Source organism: Bacillus sp. CECT 9360 (assembly GCF_918741275.1).
Lineage (GTDB): Bacteria > Bacillota > Bacilli > Bacillales > DSM-1321 > Peribacillus.
Window position 1 is genome coordinate 273,849 of sequence record NZ_CAKKNA010000001.1, and the last position, 19,133, is coordinate 292,981.

Sequence of the window (19,133 nt, forward strand, 5' to 3'; positions counted from 1 at the left end):
AAATGAAGAGCTAAATGAAGGAGGGACTAGAGGCATGGTATCTTTTATGCCCACTGATGAGGAAACTGCATTTGCCAAGATGGCAAGAGAGTTCGCAATAAAACAAATCCGGCCCAACGCCAGGAAAAGCGAAGAGAACAAACTCGTGGGGAACGACATCATTAATAAGGCGAAGGAATTGGGATTTCTTTCTCTTGAATTACCTGAAAGCTGGGATGGCTTAGAACTGCCCCTGATTTCGCAAGTGCAAATTTTCGAATCACTAGCTTCCGGTGATTTAGGTGTCGTTCAGGGATTTGGAGGACCAGGCGAGACTGCTTCATTCATAAGGGTGGATTCGGAAAACAGCGTGTTTGCAGATTATAAAAGCGCAGTTAAGTCAGGAATGGACGGGACGGTTGCTTTCCTGCATGCCGACGATCCCAAGAAACACCATGTTACAGCTGAAAAGATTGGCGAAGAATACGTGCTTAACGGCCGCTCAGCACCGGTGAGAATGGCCGGTAAAGCAGATTACCTCCTTATTTCGGCCTTGGATACAGCAGGAGATGATATTGTTTTATTTATCCGCCATGATCCAGACGACCATCATCTTCAAAAGGAACTGAATGGAGATTATCGTCTTGGCTTGCTCTCATCACACTTTGCCTGCTATCATTTTGACCATTTTTCAGTGAAGCAGGAAGCGGTGATGAAAAGAGGAGAAGAAGCCCGCAAGCTGAAAGACGATGCTCTCGGAAGAATCAGCGTTCTTGAAGCAGCTAAAGAGGTCGGCTTAATGTCTGCTGCATTATCCTATGCTACTGAATATACTTCACAGCGGAAGGCCTTTGGTCAGGAAATTGCCAAATTCCAGGGAGTGTCCTTCAATATCGCGCAAATGGCTATCCAGACACAGGCTTCGCGGAATCTTGTATGGTACGCCGCGATGAAATTGGACCAGAAGGAAGAAGACGGGCTTGCATTCAGTCTGGCTACCTTAAATACTACGCATGAAGCAGTTCGCTTCGTGACCGATTCTGCCGTACAGCTTTTGGGAGGTCACGGTTATGTACAGGAACATCCAGTAGAAAAATGGATGCGTGATGCACAGGCTCAAGTGAATGCCCTTGAATCAGAAAGTGAACTGTTAGTCAAAAGCGGGGATTATTTACTAAAAGGAAATGAAAGGGGGTCAGGAAATGATATCTTACGAGCTGTCACCTCATCAGAGCCAAGTTAAAGAAATTGTCCATTGGTTTGCAGAAAATGAAATCCGGCCTATATCCATGGTTGCCGATAAATTGAAAAAGGTGCCTGATGATTGGCTAGTCAAAGTCAACAGTATGGGCATAACACTCAGCACATCTTCCTTCGGGGATTCTGATGAAAACAAAAGCTCTAAGAAAAATTCATCAAAGGGCGAGCGCCAGGGAAATCGACTAGGTGTGATTGCCTCTGAAGAAATGGGCTGGGGCGACCCTGCTGTCGCGTTGACTTTGCCAGGACCAGGCCTCGGCGGTCCACCTGTACAGCACAGTGGAACGCCAGAACAAAAAAAGCGGTTTCTATCGATTTTTTCGAGGGAGGAAGAGCCTCGTTGGGGAGCCTATGCATTGACGGAACCGGATGCAGGCTCAGACGTATCCGGCCTGCAGACAACCGCTATCAAAACAAAGGGAGGCTATATACTTAACGGCCAGAAAATCTTTATCACGAACGGGAAACGTGCTTCTTGGGTCGTTGTTTTTGCGACTGTAGACAGAAGCAAAGGAAGGGCCGGGCATCGGGCATTTGTTGTTGAAAAAGGAACGCCGGGGTTCAGCTGTTCCCGATTGGCTGAAAAGATGGGAATAAGAGCTTCCGAGACTGCCGAACTGCTTCTCGAAGATTGTTTCGTTCCTGATGAAAACCTGCTTGGCGGCGAAGAATATTACGAGAATAATAGTGAAGGACGTCCCTCTGGATTCCGTGTAGCGATGCAGACCTTTGACAGCACACGTCCGATCGTCGCATCGATGGCAACCGGGATTGCCCGTGGCGCCTATGAATATACTTTGGAATTTATTAAGCAAGAATACCCAAGGCATGGACATTCCTATCAAATTGCCGCAGCAACTCTGGCGAAGTTAAATCAGCAGATAACAGCTGCGAGATTGTTGACATGGGAGGCAGCATGGAAGGCTGATATGGGACTGCCAAATGCAAAGGAAGCCGCGATGTGCAAGGCCTATTCGGGAAAAATAGCCCTTGAAACTACCTCGAAATGCCTCGAGTTGCTGGGACCCGCAGGCTTGGAAAACACTATTGTTGAGAAAATGTACCGCGATGCGAAAATATTTGATATTTTCGAAGGCACTAACCAAATCCAACAGTTAATCGTAGCCAGACATTTATACGAGCCGCACGGTGTAAGAGTATAAGGAATAAGCATTTAAGGAGGTGATTGTGACTGGACTAGCACAATTTCTATTAAGATTAAGAATAAATTCGCAGATAAATGACTGAATACTACAAAATCAGGAGGTTATGATCTATGGCAAATACCATTGAAGATTATTCTTTAAAAGAAGCCATGCAAAAAATTGAAGAGGTGTTGAATCAAAATCCTAAGCCGATCGAAGGTTTGAATACAATCTATCAATATGACATTGCAGGTGAAGCAGGAGGCACGTTCCAGTTACATCTGGCGGACGGCACAGCAAAAGTAGCGGAAGGAGAACAGGAACAGGCAAATTGTATTTTACAAATGTCCATGGAAGACTTCAGGCTGTTTTTGCTAGGCAAGCTTAACGGGACAGCTGCTTTCATGTCGGGGAAACTTAAGCTTAAAGGAGATATTGGGAAAGCGATTAAACTAGAGGGAATTCTTCGTCAGTATAATGTAAAAGAATATCTCTAGCATGCAGTCAAGCGGTCCGGGATTTTTCCGGATCGCTAAAACAAGCTAACTATCAATCTACAGGAGGTGTCTAATGAAGGCTCGTAACTTAGTTGATGCTGTAAACCGCACCGTCTGCCTTTACCCTGAAAAAGACGCACTGTTATCAAAAGTGAATGGTTCGTACAGCAGCATATCCTATCAGGCTTTTTGGGAAAAAGTAAGAAGCGCAGCTGCCGGATTGGCCAGTCTAGGTATATCAGAGAATAACAAAGTAGCGATTATATCCGAAAACAACCCAAATTGGCCCATATGCGATCTGGCGATCATGAGCATAAAAGCCGTCAGTGTCCCTATCCATTCCACTTTGCCTCCGGACCAAATATCATATATCCTGCAAAATTCCGATTGCACGTTTGTTTTTGTCGAGAATGAAAAGATACTGCAAAAGGTTCTTCATACAAACCAAATATCACAGAAAATAACTATTTTCTACCCGGATGAAAACTTTGTTGAAAGCGATAGTATTTTTTCTTTCCAACATTTATGCCGCAATGGTGAAGAAAAGCCACTGGAAAACTGGGAAGAAGTATGGAAGAGCATCGAACGGGACGATCTTGCCACGATCATTCATACTTCAGGCACTACAGGGTTACCTAAAGGAGCCATGCTTAGCCATGGAAATATCCTTTCGAATCTGGAAGGAGTCCAATTTTGGATGATCGAGGCCAGGCCGACAGACATCTTTTTATCCCATCTTCCGTTATCACATGTATTTGAAAGAATGGCCGGTCAATTTATGCCGCTGTCCATCGGGTCAACGATCGCATATGCCGAGAATATCGACACCGTTCCGGAAAATTTATTGGAAGTCAGACCAACTGTCCTGGTCAGCGTCCCTTTATTGTTTGAACGGGTATATTCCCGCGCCCAGAAAACGATAGACGCTGGCACTCCACTTCGGAGGAAAATCTTTGATTGGGCCGTTTCTGTCGGAATCAAGAGGTATCATTACTACCTTGAAAACACCTTTGATCAAATATTCCGCAACAGTGAACTTCCCAAGGATTTCAGACGGCAGTGGAAGTTGGCCAATATGCTTGTCTATAACAAAATTAAAAGCCAGATGGGTGGTAGGCTAAGAGGGTTGATCTCCGGTGGGGGCGCGCTTAATCCGAAGATTACCGAATTCTTTTGGGCCATCGATCTCCCAGTCTTGGAAGGCTATGGACTTACGGAGACATCTCCAGTTGTCTGTGTAAATCCGATGGCTAGAACTAAGGTGGGTACTGTAGGAAAGCCGCTCCCTAACCTGGACATAAGAATCGGTGAAGATGGGGAAGTGATGGTCAAAGGGCCCAGCGTCATGAAGGGCTATTATAAAAATGAAGAGGCAACATCCAATCAATTTAAGGAGGGTTGGTTCTTAACAGGAGACATCGGTCAATTGGACGCGGACGGTTTTCTAAAAATCATTGACCGTAAAAAACGGATTATCGTCCTCACATCCGGAAAAAATGTCGCTCCCCAGCCAGTCGAGAATGCGATCAATCAGAGCATCTACGTGCAAAATAGTGTATTGGTCGGCCAAAACAGAAAGTTTGTAAGCGCTTTAATCACGCTGGATTTTGAAAACATCGTATCCTGGTCGAAAAAGAATGGAATCAAGGGAGACAAAGAACGATTGATAAGAAATGAAGCGGTCCAAAGTCTGCTCAAGTCTGAAACAGAACGGTTTACAAAGGATTTCCCTAGCTACGAACAGCCGAAAAAGCTTTTAATTTCCTGCGAGGAATGGACAGTTGAATCCGGCGAATTGACACCATCTTTAAAAGTCCGGCTTCCTGAAATTGAAAGAAAGTATCAGGAAACCATTGAGAGGGCATATTCGGATCAGAAATTGAACGGCATGCGGATGGCTGCGGATGAAACGGCCGTCAGTCTCTCATTAAGCAAACCGAGGAGGGAAAAGGAAAATGAATTTACCGCTTGAGGGTAAAACGGCGATTGTAACGGGAGCGTCAAGGGGGTTAGGCAGGGCAGATGCACTGATGCTCGCAAAGGCAGGAGCGGATGTAATCGTTACCGATATTCTGATTGAAGACGATGAGCACCTCGAGGCGACATCAGAGAGTCTTGGACCAATAGCCCAGGTCATGACTCAGTCGAAAAAGATTTATACCAAATCGACGACCAATGAAATCAAAAACTTCGGACGCAAATCTGCCGCTTTCAAAATGGATGTGACGAACCAAAGTGAAGTTGAATCGGTAATGCAACAAGTAAAGGAAGAATTCGGAAGCATCGATATCCTCATTAATAATGCAGGGACACTCGATCATACTGCCAAGCTTGAATATCAGAGTAATGAATATTGGGAGCGTGATTTGCGTGTGAATCTTACCGGTGCATACAATTGCTGTAAAACGGTTTGGCCATATATGAAGGAGAAGAAATGGGGGCGTATTATCAATATGGCGTCTGTAGCGGGGACACTTGGCGGGTACGGTCAGGCCAGTTATTCCACTACGAAGGCAGGCATTCTAGGGTTAACGAAATCCCTCGCTTTGGAAGGAGCAAAATACAATATAACCGTCAATGCAATCATTCCCGGCATCATCAATACTGAAGCGTTTCAAATGACCAACCTGTCGATGCGGGAACGGATGATTGAAAGAACAGCTTTTAAAAGGCCGGGAGAGCCGGAAGACATCGCGGGCGCCATTGCTTTTCTATCTTCCGAACAAGCGAGTTATATTACCGGTGTCGGGCTGCCTGTAGCGGGAGGAATTGATTTATTTACATTCTAGAAAGAAGGTGAAAACGATGAACGATCGTGATGCAGTTATCATAGATGCAGTCAGAACGCCAATCGGAAGAAAAAAAGGCTCGCTGGCTTCGATAAGACCAGATGAAATGGCGGCATTTTTGCTAAAAGAACTGATAAAGCGAAATCAACTTGACCCATCTGTTATAGAAGATATAAAAATGGGCTGTGTGACCCAGATCGGCGAACAGGGATACAATATTGGCAGAATGGCGTCATTAATTGCCGGTTTTCCACCTGAAGTTTGTGGGGTAACCAGCAATCGAATGTGCGGCTCGAGTCTTGAAACCTTGGCCCAAGGGGCACATACCATCATGGCTGGTATGGCTGATTGCGTTGTCGCAGCAGGAGTGGAAAGTATGAATCGTGTCCCGATGGGCAGTGACGGCGGAGATTTCAGCAATCAGTTGCTGGAACAATACAATATCATTCCCCAAGGCTTTTCAGCTGAACTAATCGCAGAAAGATGGGAGCTTACAAGGGAAGAACTAGACTGCTTTGCACTTACAAGTCATGATAGAGCTGTGCACGCTCAAAAAGAAGGCAGGTTTGATCATGAAATCATCTCGATTGAGGCAGTGAACAAAGAAGGCGAAGTATTTACGATGAATGCGGATGAGACGCCCAGGCCGTCCACAAACCTTGAATCTCTTGCCGGTCTAAATCCTTCTTTTAACCCGGAAGGAAGCATAACGGCCGGTAACTCAAGCCAAATTAGCGATGGGGCATCTGCCATGTTGGTTACATCCAGATCAAAGGCAAAATCACTTAATTTGAAATCCCGTGCCAGGGTCGTTGCGACAGCTTTGGCAGGCGTTGAACCGGAAATCATGCTGACCGGGATCATACCGGCGACAGAAAAAGTCCTTAAAAAAGCCAAGCTTGCTATGGATGATATCGATATATTTGAAGTGAACGAAGCCTTCGCTTCTGTTGTATTGGCATGGGAAAAAGAAATCCGCCCAGATATGAACAAGGTAAACCCAAATGGGGGAGCAATCGCGCTCGGCCACCCGCTTGGAGCGAGTGGAGGCCGAATCATCGCAACCATGCTGAACGAACTTGAACGCACAGGGGGTCGCTATGGATTGGCGACAATGTGTATCGGTTTTGGAATGGCAAATGCCGTGATTATAGAAAGAGAGGGCTAGCGATGGAAAAACAATGTTTACTGGAAACCACCGGCAAAACAGCTGTGATTACAATTAACCGTCCGCCAATGAATACATTAAGCAGAGATACAATACAAGAGCTTGATGCCATTTTAACAGAAATAGAAGCGATTGATTCAATCGGTGCGGTCATCTTAACAGGGACAGGGGATAAAATGTTCTCTGCAGGAGCAGATGTAAGTGAATTCGGTGATTTTTCCGATCGCGAGAAAGCAAAGCAAGCCGTTCAAGGCATTCACGAAATCTTCAATAGGATCGAATCCTTTCCAAAGCCAATCATCGCGAGTGTGAATGGCAAGGCATTGGGCGGTGGGAATGAACTGCAAATGGCCTGTCATCTTACGATTGCTTCCGAAGCCGCCGAATTTGGTCTACCTGAGGTTCGTCTCGGAATCATTCCCGGATATGGCGGGACGCAAAGGCTGCCGCGGTTAATTGGCAGACGCCGCGCCCTTGAACTAGCCTTAAGCGGAGAAAGGATATCTGCAGAGAAAGCGCTGAAGTATGGTCTTATCAATAAAGTAGCCCCACAAAACGAACTTCGGAATGAAACGCTAAATTGGGCAAAGCAACTTGCAGACGGACCACCGCTAGCAGTAAAGGGCATTATCGAATCAGTCGTGAAAGGCTTAGAACAACCCCTCCAAGACGGGTTATCCATCGAGCTTGAACACATGCTTAACGTGTCCCGTTCTGAAGATGCGATCGAAGGAGTTTCCGCATTCTTCGCGAAGAGAAAGCCCGAATTTAAAGGAAGGTAGTTGCAGTATTTTCGCATCAGGATTATGATGAATATAAAATGCGGCTAGCTTCCGGAGATGATAGAAGGATATGTCAGAATCACTATACACCAAAATATTCAAATTAGGCTTTAATCTTTTCCCGGCATTTCGAGGGACAGGCGGCCGGATCACCTATATTGCCAGTGATTTCTCGGAAATTCGCCTAAAGCTGCCGTTGAATTGGCGCACGAAAAACTATGTCAGGACAATCTATGGCGGCAGCATGTACGGAGCAATCGACCCGGTTTATATGCTCATGCTTTTAAAAACGCTGGGGACAGATTATATCGTTTGGGACAAGGCAGCGTCCATCCGTTTTAAAAAGCCAGGGAGAACGACCTTGTTTGCCACATTCACCTTGACTGCAGATGAATTGCAGACGATTAAGCGTGAGCTTGAAGAGCAACTGAAGATTGATCGAATCTATACGGTTCATTTGGTAGACAAAGAGGGCAATATATATGCAACCGCAGAAAAAACGATGCATATAAGGAAAAAACAGAGGGCTTAATATATGACATGCTCCCCCATGTACAGCCGACTTAAAAAGCTTGCCAACCGGCGAGTTTTTTTAATTTAGGTTGTTTTCGCCTATTTCCTAATTTTTCTGTTAAAATTATAAAAAAATGGTAATCGTTAGAGGTATTTATGAAAAAAATAAGCTTGTTTTTCGTATTATTTACATTTATGATTTCTTCATCTGTTCAAGCTTTATCTTGGGCGTATCTTTTTGTTGTTTGGGAAGGGAAAGTTTATGAAGTCAAACAAGAAGAAATAGTCGCAAATAGTGAAATTGGCAAGAGTATAGGTGAAGTAAGGACAATACCTGATGATATGACTGGAGACTATTATGGAAATGCATCAAATTATTATCCAAAAGGAACAAAGTATTACGAAATAATGGGTACATCAACTTCTTCAGCCATTGCAGTGAAAGAAGATAATCAGTGGGTCAAGGCTGTTTTTGTTCACAAAGCACCCTTTCACATCATGAATATCTTTTCAAACGTTTTCTCATTAGTTGTGATTGGAGTAATTCTGTTTATTGTAATTGGAGCAATCATTCGAACAAAAAAGTCTAAAAATCTATGACAAAATGAATCAAACTCATATTTTGACTTCATATTTGAGGTCTCTTATCATGCACTTCTCAATATCTCAACAATTGTGTAATTAAATTTTTGACAGGCTGAAATAAGCATTTGTTCTACACTTTTTTCATTCAAGCCAACGTAAGATTAAAAAAAATTAATTCAAGATTTCAGAACTTTAAAACATCTTATTGCTATTATGTGATGACAGAGTAAAATTAAAAGCGTCGATTCGTTTTAAGAATGGGGTGGACATATTGCGTCCGATTGCATTGGGGATTTGCTCAGCTTTGTTTTTTGCTTTTACGTTTATTATTAACCGAATGATGGAGCTATCCGGAGGTAGCTGGATTTGGAGCGCTTCCTTGCGATATTTCTTTATGGTACCGATGTTGCTTATTATTGTCATGTTCCGCAAAAATCTGCTTCCGCTATTCAAAGAAATGAAGAAACAGCCATTATCCTGGCTGTTATGGAGTTTTGTCGGTTTCTGCTTGTTTTACGCGCCGATTTGTTTTGCCGCAGCTTACGGACCCGGTTGGCTGATAGCCGCAACCTGGCAAATCACGATTATTTCCGGTTCTCTTTTGGTTCCTTTGTTTTATGAAACGATTCGTACTGCTAACGGACCAATGCGGCTGAAAGGGAAAATCCCATTTAGAGGACTGATGATGTCACTTATCATCCTTTTTGGCGTTGCTCTCATGCAAATCGACCACGCTACTGAATTATCGATCAAGGACACCCTCTTATGCGTGATCCCGATTATCATCGCCTCTTTTGCATACCCGCTCGGAAACCGCAAGATGATGGAGATATGTTCCGGCCGGCTTGATGCCTGGCAGCGTGTTTTAGGGATGACGATTGCAAGTTTGCCCTTTTGGGTGATTTTAGCTTGCTACGGTTTAGTCACCGAAGGAATCCCTAGTGGATCGCAAGTATGGCAGTCCGCCGCCGTTGCCCTTTTTTCTGGCGTTTTTGCCACCGTCCTCTTTTTTGCAGCAACCGATCTTGTAACAGGAAACATGCAGAAACTGGGAGCCGTCGAAGCTACCCAATCACTGGAAGTGTTATTTGCTGTTGCAGGAGAGATTATTTTGCTCTCGGGTGCATGGCCTTCAAATATATCCTGGATAGGAATGGGACTTGTCATCGTCGGCATGGTTCTTCATAGTTATGTTTCTTCAAGGACAGGAAAGACATTTGTCCCGACAGCCAGTAAAGAAAAAATCACAGGATAATGCCTTTTCTCATTCCAACCGCTACTGCCTCGGCTCGGTGATTTACACCGAGCTTCCTTACGACTGAGCTCATATAGTCTCTGACCGTAAATTCACTTACTGACATCATCCCAGCCATTTCTTTATTCGAATATCCGTTGGCAAGATGTTGAAGAACCTCGGTTTCCCGCTTGCTTAGAAGATTTTTTTCAGAAGATAGGGGAAAGTAGGGAGAGGTGGTCTGTTTAAAATAATACGCAAGAAGTGATAAATAATTCTTTGTGAACGGATATTCTCCGCCATATCTGTCTACTAAAACAAAACCGACAACTATATTTAATAGACTGATTGGAACGATGGCAAGCGTTGACAGCTCAAAGTGCCGAATGTACTTGTCCGGGAAGGAGATAAGAATATCCTCTCTGTTAATGAAGACAGGCTTATTTCTTGCTAACGCTTGATAAAGAGGAAAGATCGACCGAACGTCATCCTTAATTTCTTCCAAAGAGATCAGTCTATCGTTTTCGATTAGAAATATTCCTTCACCTCGATGGCTTAATGGGGAATAGGTAAATAACGATGCACGCTCGAACGGAAAAAAATGAACACAGCCACGCAGCATCCATTCCGCTTTTTCTCTCACGTCAGATACTTCGGCGATTTTCTTCATATAATCATAGACGGCTCCATCCATCATTCGACATTTATCCCCCCTACATTTTCAGTAATGTTCATCTCATTCTCTTCATCTTACAATATAATGAAAGCCCTTACAATTTTTTGTTAACTTAGAAGGTTGCAGGCTTTATATGTTCAGGAGGAGGTTGTTTAAATGGAGCAGAGAACGATTTTAACAACGAGTAAAAGAGGACTCTTGGAAGATTCCCTGCCGTTTCGGCTTTTTCAAAAAGCAAAACGGTTTGGTGTATGGAACCCAACCGACATTGATTTAACCCAAGATGCCAAGGATTGGAGCACGTTCAGTGCCGAACAGAAAGAAGGAATCTTAAAGCTAATCTCGCAATTTCAGGCTGGAGAGGAAGCAGTAACAAGAGATTTGCTGCCTTTAATGATGGTGATCGCAAAAGAAGGCCGTCTTGAAGAGGAAATGTTTTTAACCACATTTTTGTTCGAGGAAGCTAAGCATACTGAATTTTTCAGGCTCGTATTGAATGCGATTGGGGAAAAGGGCGATCTTTCCGTCTATCATACCGACACCTATAACACGATTTTCAATGAAATACTGCCTACCGCAATGGAACGCCTTGTCGACGACCACTCACCCGAGGCATTAGCTGAAGCGTCGACTGTCTATAATATGTTTGTCGAGGGTGTCCTTGCTGAAACAGGCTATTATTCTTTCTATCAATCCTTGGAGGAAATCGGTGCTATGCCAGGGCTATTGAAAGGGATTGGTTACCTAAAAAAAGATGAATCCCGGCATATCGCTTACGGAACATTTTTGTTACAGCGTTTGATTAGTGAACATCCGCATATCTTTGACATTGTTACAAACAGAATGGAGCAATTAACGCCACTTGCCATCCTACTTAACCAGGAGGGAATGGTGGAAGATTCGCCATTTGGCAATGACTTCGAGGAAACGATGAATTTTACGATGAAACAGCTATCGGTCCGGATGGAGATTCTTGCAAGATCAAGAGGACGGAAGATAGAAGAGATCTATAAGCAAAAGGAAAGCGAATTTGGGATCGTATAACCCGGTAAAAAGGAGGATGGAGCAATGACTGTAGAAGTAGATATTCAAACGTTTCCGTTGTTTATCAATGGGAAATGGGAACCGGCAAGCACTGGTGAAACCTTTGACGTTTTCAATCCAGCAACGGGTGAATTAACAGCCAGAGTTGCAAAGGCAGGTGTTCAGGACGTCGAAAACGCAGTACAAGCAGCGAGGGATGCATTTGATAAAACTGAATGGAAGGAGATGGCGCCGAAAGAACGTGCCCAGGTATTGAATGCCATAGGTCACGGGATTGCCACAAACGCCGAAGAATTGGTATATCTCGAATCCATTTCAAGCGGCGGCACAGTTCGCAGAATCGGGAGCATTGATATTCTCCAAATGGTCGATTTATTCAATACAATGGCCAAATTTGTGCAAGAATACCCTTTTTCAGAAACGCTGCCGAATCCGCCGTTTCCGGGACCGGCACATAATTTTGTCTGGCGGGAGCCCATTGGTGTCTGCGCAGCGATTACACCATGGAATATGCCGATGCTGATCGCCACGTGGAAAATCGCGCCAGCGCTTGCCATGGGGAATACAGTTGTCATTAAGCCGGCAAGCTATACACCGTTATCCACCCTTAAACTTGCGGAAATCATTTCGCAGTTTGTTCCTCCAGGTGTAATCAATGTTGTAACAGGTGCTGGAGCGGAAATCGGTGAAGCACTTGTGCGCCATCCTAAGGTTGATAAAGTTGCGTTTACGGGTTCAACTGAGGTCGGCCGAAGCATCATGGCGCTTGCTTCGGGAACGATCAAGAATACGACCCTTGAGTTAGGCGGGAAGTCGCCAAACATCATCCTGGAAGATGCCGATCTTGATATCGCGGTTCCAGGCAGTTTATTCGGCGTGTTTTTGCATTCCGGTCAGCTGTGTGAATCAGGCACCCGATTATTTGTGCCTGACAAGCTACATGATGAAGTCGTCGAAAGACTCGTTGCCTTGACAAAAACCCTGAAACCCGGCCATCCATTGGATCAAGCAACTGAAATCGGCCCGGTTATTTCCAAGAAACAGAAAGAAACCATCCTCGCCTATATTGAAGCAGGTAAGCAGGAAGGGGCTACTATAGTATGCGGCGGGAAGGAGCTGACAGTTCCCGGATGTGAAGGCGGACATTATATTGAACCAACCATCTTCACCAATGTGACCAATGATATGAAAATCGCTAGAGAAGAAATTTTTGGACCTGTGTTGTCGGTCATTCGCTATTCTGATGTTGAGGAAGCCATCACAATGGCTAATGATTCTATTTATGGGCTTGCGGCGGGAATTTGGACACGCGATGTCAATAAAGCATATGCTGCCGCGAGAAAACTGCAGGCAGGGATTATCTGGATCAACGATTGGCATATGCTCAGGAACGATGCTCCATTCGGCGGGTATAAGCAAAGCGGCATCGGCAGGGAAATGGGTAAGCATTCATTGGATGCCTACACACAGCTTAAACATGTCCACACTTCGATGGTTCCTGAAGTGCATAAGCGGAGCTGGTACCAAATTTTATTCTCGAATTCTAATCAATCTTAAAAGGGGTGATTGCTTTGCTTACAACTACATTATCGAGCTACTGGCTCCGTTCAGCCATTCATAGCGGTTCAAATACACGTGCACTTGTACCTGATTTGTTCAGGGGAATGGGGGCAAAAAGGGTCGTACTGTTCAGTGATAGAGGGCTGGAAAAAGCAGGAATTGTTGATAGAGTAGCTGAAATCTTCAAACTGACGCCACATGGGACAGGACCAGAGCTTGCCGGAATATTTCTCGACATTAAACAGGATGCGGAAAGTGAATGTGTAAATGCCGCCGCCCGTTATGCGAGGGAAGTAGGGGCAGACGCTTTATTGGCTGTCGGGGGAGGCAGTGTCCTTGATACCGTAAAAGGGGTAAAATACTCCTTGTTCAAAGGGTTGACCGATATAAAAGAAGCGATTCCGGGTGGATTTGTATCAGAGTCGTTCCCGCAAGCACAACACATCCCAATCCCGCATATCGCGATTCCAACGACAGCGGGGACAGGGTCGGAAGTTTCACCGATTGCCGTTATTTACAATGAAGAAATAAAAATGAAAACAAATATCATCAATCCGTTTTTGAGCGCGGATATGGCCATACTCGATCCGGACCTAACGACCGGCCTTCCACCACTGATTACCGCTTTTACCGGAATGGATGCTCTAACCCATGCAATAGAAGCGCTCGCGTCACCAAATGCAACATCACTAACAGATTCATATGCAATACAAGCTATCCGCCTAATTGAAAAAAATCTTCCGGTAGCTGTCAGCGATGGCGCAAATGTGGAAGCAAGAATGGAAATGCTCCAGGCCAGTTTAATGGGGATTACCGCGTTTAGTTTTGCATTGAACGCAATTCCTGTCCATAACCTGGCACATGCATACGGAGCTTTGTTCCGGATCCCTCACGGACTAGCGAACGCCGTATTCTTGCCGATTGTCATGGAGTATATTCCAGATTTATACTTGCCGAAAGCGAAAGAGTTGGCACAAGCATTGGATATAAAAGCGGACAATGAAGAACCAAGGGCTTTGCTCGAAAAGTCTATTGAAAAGATCAGGTCTATCCAAGTGAAAACCGGGCTTCCTGCTGATTTTTCACAGTATAATATCTCAGATGAAAACTTGCAAAAGGCCATTCCTGCAGTCATGTCCGACCCAGCCGCAATCAACTTCCCTTTACCGAAAGAATTAATTGCAGCAATTGGGCAAAGAGTAATGCCCCTGCCAGTTAACTAACTTAACAGACAGCTTTACTTTTTAGTAGAGCTGTTTTTTTGCGGTCCAATTTCATAATGAAGAGCTGCTATTTTGATTTAAGATTGATTAACCATATTTATGAGTGACAAACTAAAAATAGGAATGATAATTTAAGGTGAACTGAACCGGCTTTATTGTGTCTCCATATTGATTGGGTATAGACTGCCATTCAGGCCAAAAGACACTTTACCCGTTTCTTCAGATACAACCAACACCATGGCATCTGTTTGTTCGGATAAGCCAAGTGCGGCCCGATGTCTCGTTCCAAGCTTTTTACCGGTTATCGTCTGAGCCGTCAGCGGGAGAACATTGGCTGCCGAATCGATAATACTGCCACGTACCAAAACCGCTCCATCATGAAGCGGATTCCCTGGATAAAAAATCGATTCAAGTAAGGATGGACTTAATTGGGCGCCAATTGGCACCCCTTTCTGAATATAGTCATCAACCGGAGTACCTCGTTCAATGACAATTAGCCCACCATGTTGTTTTTCGCTAAGCTGCTGTGCGCTTTCTGATATTTCTTGATACTTATCCGTAAAGGCAGACAAATAGCATGTCAGATAAAAAGAGGAGGCGAGGGATTCCATCTCCACACATTGTTTTCTTATGTCCTCCAACTTGCATAACAAACAATTTGTTTCATCGTTTACCGCTTCAATGCTTTCATTTAGCTCATTTCTTATATTAACCATCGTCTCTTTTAAGCGATGTTTAATCGGTGAGTAATCGCAATTGTAATCTTCCATGAACCGATTCTTCCTTCCCTAAACACATAACAGTTTATACTATCTTTCCCTCGGTAAAAACGCCTATTCCATTTTAGGGTAAAGAAGAAAAACAGGTAGTTATCAACGATAGACAAACAAACCGGACACATTAAAACCCCTTTGCTAGAAGGAAGGGGATCCTTCTAGCAAAGGGGTTTTGCCTTACACCTTACATACTGTTTAATGCTGTTCCATTTAAATCGAATTCAGGTGTGTCATCTCTTAATTGAGCCAAATCAAATGTATTGGTACCTAAAAGATTCTTCGATAAATCATGATGGTCTTGATCACCCGGACTCTTAACGGCTGCATCATTCTCTTTATTCCAGAGACTGAGGATAGTACTCATTGTAAAACCAGCTCCTTTTCCCGAGAATAGCCATTGACTTGGCAATCCAAACCGTCAAAGGCAAATAGATATTCATATTTAACATTCATTACCTCTAACGCTGATCACCCGGACTGTAAATCGCTTCGTCATTCTCTTTATTCCATTGGCAAAAGATCATACACATAGTAGAATCATCTCCTTTGAACTGAGAATGTCTTACATTATAGATATACCCTGACTGATAGATTCTAAACATAATTATATATATAGCATCAAAAAACTTTCTATCAGATTTAAAGAAATAAAACTTGTCTTTTCCGAACATTCTAAATAAACTAATAGATACATACTAACTGGTTGGTATATACTCTTATCAACACATACTTAAATTTTTCGAAATGTCATTAAATGAGGGATGGAGATGGTTGCATGCATTTACGCCTAACTGATGAACAGAGAATGGTACAAAAGACGATTCGCAGATTTGTAGAAAAAGAGTTAATACCACTTGAAAATGATGTATTAAGAAATGAGAGGGAAGGGAAACCGAGCCTCCCACCTGGAAAGTTAACAGAACTTCAGCTTAAGGCAAAAGAAGCTGGCTTTTGGGGCATTAATACACCTGAAGAGTATGGAGGGGCAGACCTTGGGCAAATGATGATGGCTATCGTGTATATGGAGGTTTCGAAAACATTCGTGCCGTTCCAATTCGGTGGATCGGCAGATAATATTCTTTATTATGGAAACGAAGAACAAAAGAAAAAATATCTAATTCCGACGATCAATGGAGAAAAGAAGTCCTGCTTTGCAATGACCGAACCTGGAGCGGGATCTGATACAAGAAATATTAAAATGACGGCCGTAAAAGACGGCAATGAATGGGTACTAAACGGAGAAAAAACATTTATTACCGGTGGAAACGAAGCAGATTTTGTCATGGTTATCGCTATTACTGACAAAGAAAAACACCAGGCAACGGGGATTGATGGGGTTACCTGCTTCATTGTAGACCGGGATTTGGGCTGGAAATCAGAATATATCGATACGATGGGCGAATGGGGCCCGGCTGGCCTAGTTTTTGATAATGTCAGAGTACCTGAGGAGAATATCTTAGGTGAGGTAAACGGCGGATACAAACTTGGACTAGAGTGGATTGGTTTTGCAAGGTGGATCGTCGGGGCCCGCGCAGTCGGTTCCGCAGAAAGATTGCTGCAAATGGCGATTGATTATGCGAAAGAACGTGTAACGTTTGGCAAGCCCATTGCAGAGAGACAGGCCATCCAATGGCAGATTGCTGATTCGGCAGTTGAAATTGAGGCTGCAAGATGGCTTGTTTTGAATGCTGCTTTTACGCTTGATCAAGGAGAGGACAATCGCCATTTAGCTTCCATCGCCAAATTATATGGGGCAATCATGGGGAATAACGTAGTGGACCGTGTTTTGCAAATCCACGGCGGAATGGGCTATACAAGGGAATTGCCAATCGAAAGATGGTACCGTGAAGCGAGGCTTTGGAGAATTTATGATGGTACCGATGAAATCCAACGCATGATAATATCCAGGAATTTGCTCAAGGGACATGTTAAGGTAGGGCAATTCGGTTAATAATATCCTCCTTCATTTGAAGATATCTATGCAATTAAAATAGTAAAACTTAGAAAAAGTCGGGAGGAATTGAGATGGCAGGCAGGTTTGAAGGCAAGGTGGCATTTGTAACAGGAGGAAGTCGCGGTATCGGCAAAGGAATTGTCCAACTCTTTGCGGAGGAAGGAGCTAAAGTCGCTTTCATTGATCTGAATGAAGAAGCCTTGAGTGAAACAACAAGCGAATTAAAGGACAAAGGTTATGAAGTATATTCGAAGGTTGCCAATGTTGTAGAAGCAGATCAAGTTGAAGATGCAATGAAGGAAGCATATGAAATGTTTGGATCGATTGATATCCTCGTTAACAACGCAGGGGTCATTCGTGATAATTTATTGTTCAAAATGACAGATTCAGACTGGCAGACAGTCATGGACGTGCATCTAAAAGGTTCTTTTAACGTTGCCCGCGCTGCTCAAAAGTATATGGTAGAGAAGAAGTACGGCCGTATCATCAACATTTCTTCTACTTCTGCTCTTGGAAACCGCGGCCAGGCTAACTACGCAACTGCCAAAGCAGGCCTTCAGGGATTCACCAAGACGCTCGCTATTGAACTTGGTAGATATGGCATTACGGTAAACGCGGTTGCTCCCGGTTTTATCGAAACAGAAATGACAAAGGAAACGGCAAGCAGAATCGGGATTTCTTTTGACGATTTAGTAAACGCCAGCGTCAGCCAAATTCCGGTCGGCAGAAGCGGGAAACCTGCTGATATTGCTCATACAGTTGCCTTCTTTGCCGATGAAAAGTCATCCTTTGTGAACGGTCAGGTAATCTATGTAGCTGGTGGACCAAAAGCATAAAAGGGGTGAAATATCGATGTTCAAGGAAGCAATAGGAAAGAAATCCAATAAAATAAAAAATAACGTCGAAAAAGGCGCAGTCAAAAAGTTCGCGGAATCGATTGGAGATGAGCATCCAATTTATTTGGATGAGGAAACAGGAAAACAATCTCGCTATAAACAAAATATTGCCCCGCCCACCTTTCCAAGGGTCTTCGACTACGGGAAAATTGATGATTTAAAGCTGCCAAATAAAGGGCTGATTCACGGAGAACAGATCTACCATTATGAACGTCCGCTGCTAGTCGGAGAGGAAATCTTATGCTATACCGAAGTAAAAGATTATTATGAAAAGACCGGTAGTAACGGAACGATGGGATTTTTAGTAATCGAAAATGGCGGGGAAGACTTTGATGGAAACATCATCTTTACCTCGAGCTCGATCGTGATCATAACGGAAGCTGTCCGAAAGGTGATGATGGTATGAGAAGTTTGCCTGAGTTGCAAGTCGGAGATTCACTTTCTGACATCAACCTAAATCCAGTATCAAGGTTAGATTTAATTAAATATGCCGGTGCATCAGGAGATTATAATCCAATCCATACAATCGACGAAGAAGCGACCAAAGCCGGCCTACCTGGTATAATCGCCCATGGAATGTGGACGATGGGCAATCTGGCAAAGTTATTCACTTCTTATTATGAAGAAGGCTTTATTCAAGATTACTCGATTCGATTCAGAAACATGGTATTTTTAAATGATGTTATCACATTGAAAGCAACATTAAGTGAACGAACAGAGCAAACCCTGAGTTTTGAAGTGGCAGCAGTTAATCAGGTGGGGAAGGAAGTCATAAAAGGAGACGTTGTTTACAGACAATTTTAAGCTTTTCTGCAAACGCTTTCTATTTTCTTCCTTTGCTTGAAGGTGGTGAAAGGGACCCGGGTGGCAAACGAGAATTTCTTTTGTCGCTTGGGTTTTATTGCATTTACACCAAGTTAAAAGAACTCATTGACAAAGTGCCCAAGCAATTTGCAATCATTAAAGAGCTTTTCGGAAACACGGTTGGAAACGATTAACAAAGCAGCTCATTAACAAGAAGTGGAAAAGAGAAGCTTTTAAATGGAGGTGAA

Annotated in this window: 20 protein-coding genes; 17 read left to right on the forward strand and 3 right to left on the reverse strand. The window is 43.7% G+C overall.

Annotated elements, in window-relative coordinates:
- The first annotated feature begins 34 nt into the window (after nt 1-34).
- The 10 genes from LQ216_RS01260 to LQ216_RS01305 all read left to right on the forward strand — a co-directional run bounded on the left by LQ216_RS01260 (nt 35) and on the right by LQ216_RS01305 (nt 9,973).
- Nucleotides 35-1,222: an acyl-CoA dehydrogenase family protein gene (locus LQ216_RS01260; RefSeq protein WP_230126309.1), complete on the forward strand. Its 1,188-nt coding sequence runs from the start codon at nt 35-37 to the stop codon at nt 1,220-1,222.
- Entirely contained in the window at nt 1,182-2,402 is a 1,221-nt protein-coding gene (locus LQ216_RS01265) for an acyl-CoA dehydrogenase family protein (protein ID WP_230126310.1), read from the forward strand. The genes LQ216_RS01260 and LQ216_RS01265 overlap by 41 nt, the downstream gene beginning before the upstream one ends.
- Before the next feature lie 113 nt (nt 2,403-2,515).
- Nucleotides 2,516-2,881, forward strand: coding sequence for an SCP2 sterol-binding domain-containing protein (locus tag LQ216_RS01270; RefSeq protein WP_230126311.1), 366 nt, complete (start codon nt 2,516-2,518; stop codon nt 2,879-2,881).
- 73 nt (nt 2,882-2,954) lie between these two features.
- Nucleotides 2,955-4,853 carry a long-chain fatty acid--CoA ligase gene (locus LQ216_RS01275; RefSeq protein WP_230126312.1) on the forward strand — a complete coding sequence of 633 codons (1,899 nt, stop codon included), beginning with the start codon at nt 2,955-2,957 and terminating at the stop codon, nt 4,851-4,853.
- Nucleotides 4,837-5,670: an SDR family oxidoreductase gene (locus LQ216_RS01280; RefSeq protein WP_230126313.1), complete on the forward strand. Its 834-nt coding sequence runs from the start codon at nt 4,837-4,839 to the stop codon at nt 5,668-5,670. The genes LQ216_RS01275 and LQ216_RS01280 overlap by 17 nt, the downstream gene beginning before the upstream one ends.
- Before the next feature lie 16 nt (nt 5,671-5,686).
- The gene (locus LQ216_RS01285; RefSeq protein WP_230126314.1) at nt 5,687-6,838 is read left to right on the forward strand and encodes a thiolase family protein; all 1,152 of its coding nucleotides are present in this window, start codon (nt 5,687-5,689) and stop codon (nt 6,836-6,838) included.
- 2 nt (nt 6,839-6,840) lie between these two features.
- A complete protein-coding gene (locus tag LQ216_RS01290; protein WP_230126315.1) occupies nt 6,841-7,620 on the forward strand; it encodes an enoyl-CoA hydratase-related protein in 780 nt (259 codons plus the stop codon).
- Between the two features lie 70 nt (nt 7,621-7,690).
- Entirely contained in the window at nt 7,691-8,152 is a 462-nt protein-coding gene (locus LQ216_RS01295) for a DUF4442 domain-containing protein (protein WP_230126316.1), read from the forward strand.
- 137 nt (nt 8,153-8,289) lie between these two features.
- Nucleotides 8,290-8,733 carry a hypothetical protein gene (locus tag LQ216_RS01300; RefSeq protein WP_230126317.1) on the forward strand — a complete coding sequence of 148 codons (444 nt, stop codon included), beginning with the start codon at nt 8,290-8,292 and terminating at the stop codon, nt 8,731-8,733.
- A gap of 256 nt (nt 8,734-8,989) precedes the next feature.
- Nucleotides 8,990-9,973, forward strand: a complete 984-nt coding sequence (locus LQ216_RS01305; protein ID WP_230126318.1) for a multidrug resistance efflux transporter family protein — start codon at nt 8,990-8,992, stop codon at nt 9,971-9,973.
- Here LQ216_RS01305 and LQ216_RS01310 read toward each other — a convergent pair.
- Nucleotides 9,963-10,649: a LuxR C-terminal-related transcriptional regulator gene (locus LQ216_RS01310; protein ID WP_230126319.1), complete on the reverse strand. Its 687-nt coding sequence runs from the start codon at nt 10,647-10,649 to the stop codon at nt 9,963-9,965. The two genes, LQ216_RS01305 and LQ216_RS01310, sit on opposite strands and share 11 nt — an antisense overlap.
- A 135-nt stretch (nt 10,650-10,784) precedes the next feature.
- Between LQ216_RS01310 and LQ216_RS01315 the strand changes: the two genes are divergently transcribed.
- The 3 genes from LQ216_RS01315 to LQ216_RS01325 are packed head-to-tail and all read left to right on the forward strand — an operon-like array spanning nt 10,785 to nt 14,455.
- A complete protein-coding gene (locus LQ216_RS01315; protein ID WP_230126320.1) occupies nt 10,785-11,672 on the forward strand; it encodes a R2-like ligand-binding oxidase in 888 nt (295 codons plus the stop codon).
- A 24-nt stretch (nt 11,673-11,696) separates the two neighbouring features.
- Nucleotides 11,697-13,229 (forward strand): aldehyde dehydrogenase family protein, encoded by a 1,533-nt coding sequence (locus LQ216_RS01320; protein WP_230126321.1) that lies wholly within the window; start codon nt 11,697-11,699, stop codon nt 13,227-13,229.
- A 14-nt stretch (nt 13,230-13,243) separates the two neighbouring features.
- Entirely contained in the window at nt 13,244-14,455 is a 1,212-nt protein-coding gene (locus LQ216_RS01325; protein ID WP_230126322.1) for an iron-containing alcohol dehydrogenase, read from the forward strand.
- A gap of 152 nt (nt 14,456-14,607) precedes the next feature.
- Here the strand turns inward: LQ216_RS01325 and cdaS are convergent, their stop codons facing one another.
- On the reverse strand, nt 14,608-15,225 hold the full coding sequence (gene cdaS / locus LQ216_RS01330) for a sporulation-specific diadenylate cyclase CdaS (RefSeq protein ID WP_230126323.1): 618 nt from the start codon (nt 15,223-15,225) through the stop codon (nt 14,608-14,610).
- Nucleotides 15,226-15,415: 190 nt separating this feature from the next.
- Nucleotides 15,416-15,595, reverse strand: a complete 180-nt coding sequence (locus LQ216_RS01335; RefSeq protein ID WP_230126324.1) for a hypothetical protein — start codon at nt 15,593-15,595, stop codon at nt 15,416-15,418.
- Between the two features lie 411 nt (nt 15,596-16,006).
- Here LQ216_RS01335 and LQ216_RS01340 point away from each other — a divergent pair, with 411 nt between their 5' ends.
- From LQ216_RS01340 to LQ216_RS01355, 4 genes are all read left to right on the forward strand, one after another.
- A complete protein-coding gene (locus tag LQ216_RS01340) occupies nt 16,007-17,182 on the forward strand; it encodes an acyl-CoA dehydrogenase family protein (RefSeq protein WP_230126325.1) in 1,176 nt (391 codons plus the stop codon).
- Nucleotides 17,183-17,256: 74 nt separating this feature from the next.
- Nucleotides 17,257-18,021 (forward strand): 3-oxoacyl-ACP reductase FabG, encoded by a 765-nt coding sequence (fabG, locus tag LQ216_RS01345; protein WP_230126326.1) that lies wholly within the window; start codon nt 17,257-17,259, stop codon nt 18,019-18,021.
- 16 nt (nt 18,022-18,037) lie between these two features.
- A complete protein-coding gene (locus tag LQ216_RS01350; protein ID WP_230126327.1) occupies nt 18,038-18,487 on the forward strand; it encodes a MaoC family dehydratase N-terminal domain-containing protein in 450 nt (149 codons plus the stop codon).
- A complete protein-coding gene (locus LQ216_RS01355) occupies nt 18,484-18,885 on the forward strand; it encodes a MaoC/PaaZ C-terminal domain-containing protein (protein WP_230126328.1) in 402 nt (133 codons plus the stop codon). Before LQ216_RS01350 ends, LQ216_RS01355 begins: the two co-directional genes overlap by 4 nt.
- The last annotated feature ends 248 nt before the right edge of the window (nt 18,886-19,133 follow it).

Excerpts from the sequence above, each read along its gene's own strand:
- LQ216_RS01280 (WP_230126313.1), top strand. The coding sequence starts at position 4,837 with ATGAATTTACCGCTTGAGGGTAAAACGGCGATTGTAACGGGAGCGTCA.
- LQ216_RS01355 (WP_230126328.1), top strand. The coding sequence starts at position 18,484 with ATGAGAAGTTTGCCTGAGTTGCAAGTCGGAGATTCACTTTCTGACATC.
- LQ216_RS01285 (WP_230126314.1), top strand. The coding sequence starts at position 5,687 with ATGAACGATCGTGATGCAGTTATCATAGATGCAGTCAGAACGCCAATC.
- LQ216_RS01300 (WP_230126317.1), top strand. The coding sequence starts at position 8,290 with ATGAAAAAAATAAGCTTGTTTTTCGTATTATTTACATTTATGATTTCT.
- cdaS (WP_230126323.1), bottom strand. The coding sequence starts at position 15,225 with ATGGAAGATTACAATTGCGATTACTCACCGATTAAACATCGCTTAAAA.
- LQ216_RS01340 (WP_230126325.1), top strand. The coding sequence starts at position 16,007 with ATGCATTTACGCCTAACTGATGAACAGAGAATGGTACAAAAGACGATT.
- LQ216_RS01265 (WP_230126310.1), top strand. The coding sequence starts at position 1,182 with ATGATATCTTACGAGCTGTCACCTCATCAGAGCCAAGTTAAAGAAATT.
- LQ216_RS01290 (WP_230126315.1), top strand. The coding sequence starts at position 6,841 with ATGGAAAAACAATGTTTACTGGAAACCACCGGCAAAACAGCTGTGATT.
- LQ216_RS01350 (WP_230126327.1), top strand. The coding sequence starts at position 18,038 with ATGTTCAAGGAAGCAATAGGAAAGAAATCCAATAAAATAAAAAATAAC.
- LQ216_RS01310 (WP_230126319.1), bottom strand. The coding sequence starts at position 10,649 with ATGATGGATGGAGCCGTCTATGATTATATGAAGAAAATCGCCGAAGTA.
- LQ216_RS01295 (WP_230126316.1), top strand. The coding sequence starts at position 7,691 with ATGTCAGAATCACTATACACCAAAATATTCAAATTAGGCTTTAATCTT.
- LQ216_RS01320 (WP_230126321.1), top strand. The coding sequence starts at position 11,697 with ATGACTGTAGAAGTAGATATTCAAACGTTTCCGTTGTTTATCAATGGG.
- fabG (WP_230126326.1), top strand. The coding sequence starts at position 17,257 with ATGGCAGGCAGGTTTGAAGGCAAGGTGGCATTTGTAACAGGAGGAAGT.
- LQ216_RS01260 (WP_230126309.1), top strand. The coding sequence starts at position 35 with ATGGTATCTTTTATGCCCACTGATGAGGAAACTGCATTTGCCAAGATG.
- LQ216_RS01315 (WP_230126320.1), top strand. The coding sequence starts at position 10,785 with ATGGAGCAGAGAACGATTTTAACAACGAGTAAAAGAGGACTCTTGGAA.
- LQ216_RS01270 (WP_230126311.1), top strand. The coding sequence starts at position 2,516 with ATGGCAAATACCATTGAAGATTATTCTTTAAAAGAAGCCATGCAAAAA.
- LQ216_RS01275 (WP_230126312.1), top strand. The coding sequence starts at position 2,955 with ATGAAGGCTCGTAACTTAGTTGATGCTGTAAACCGCACCGTCTGCCTT.
- LQ216_RS01335 (WP_230126324.1), bottom strand. The coding sequence starts at position 15,595 with ATGAGTACTATCCTCAGTCTCTGGAATAAAGAGAATGATGCAGCCGTT.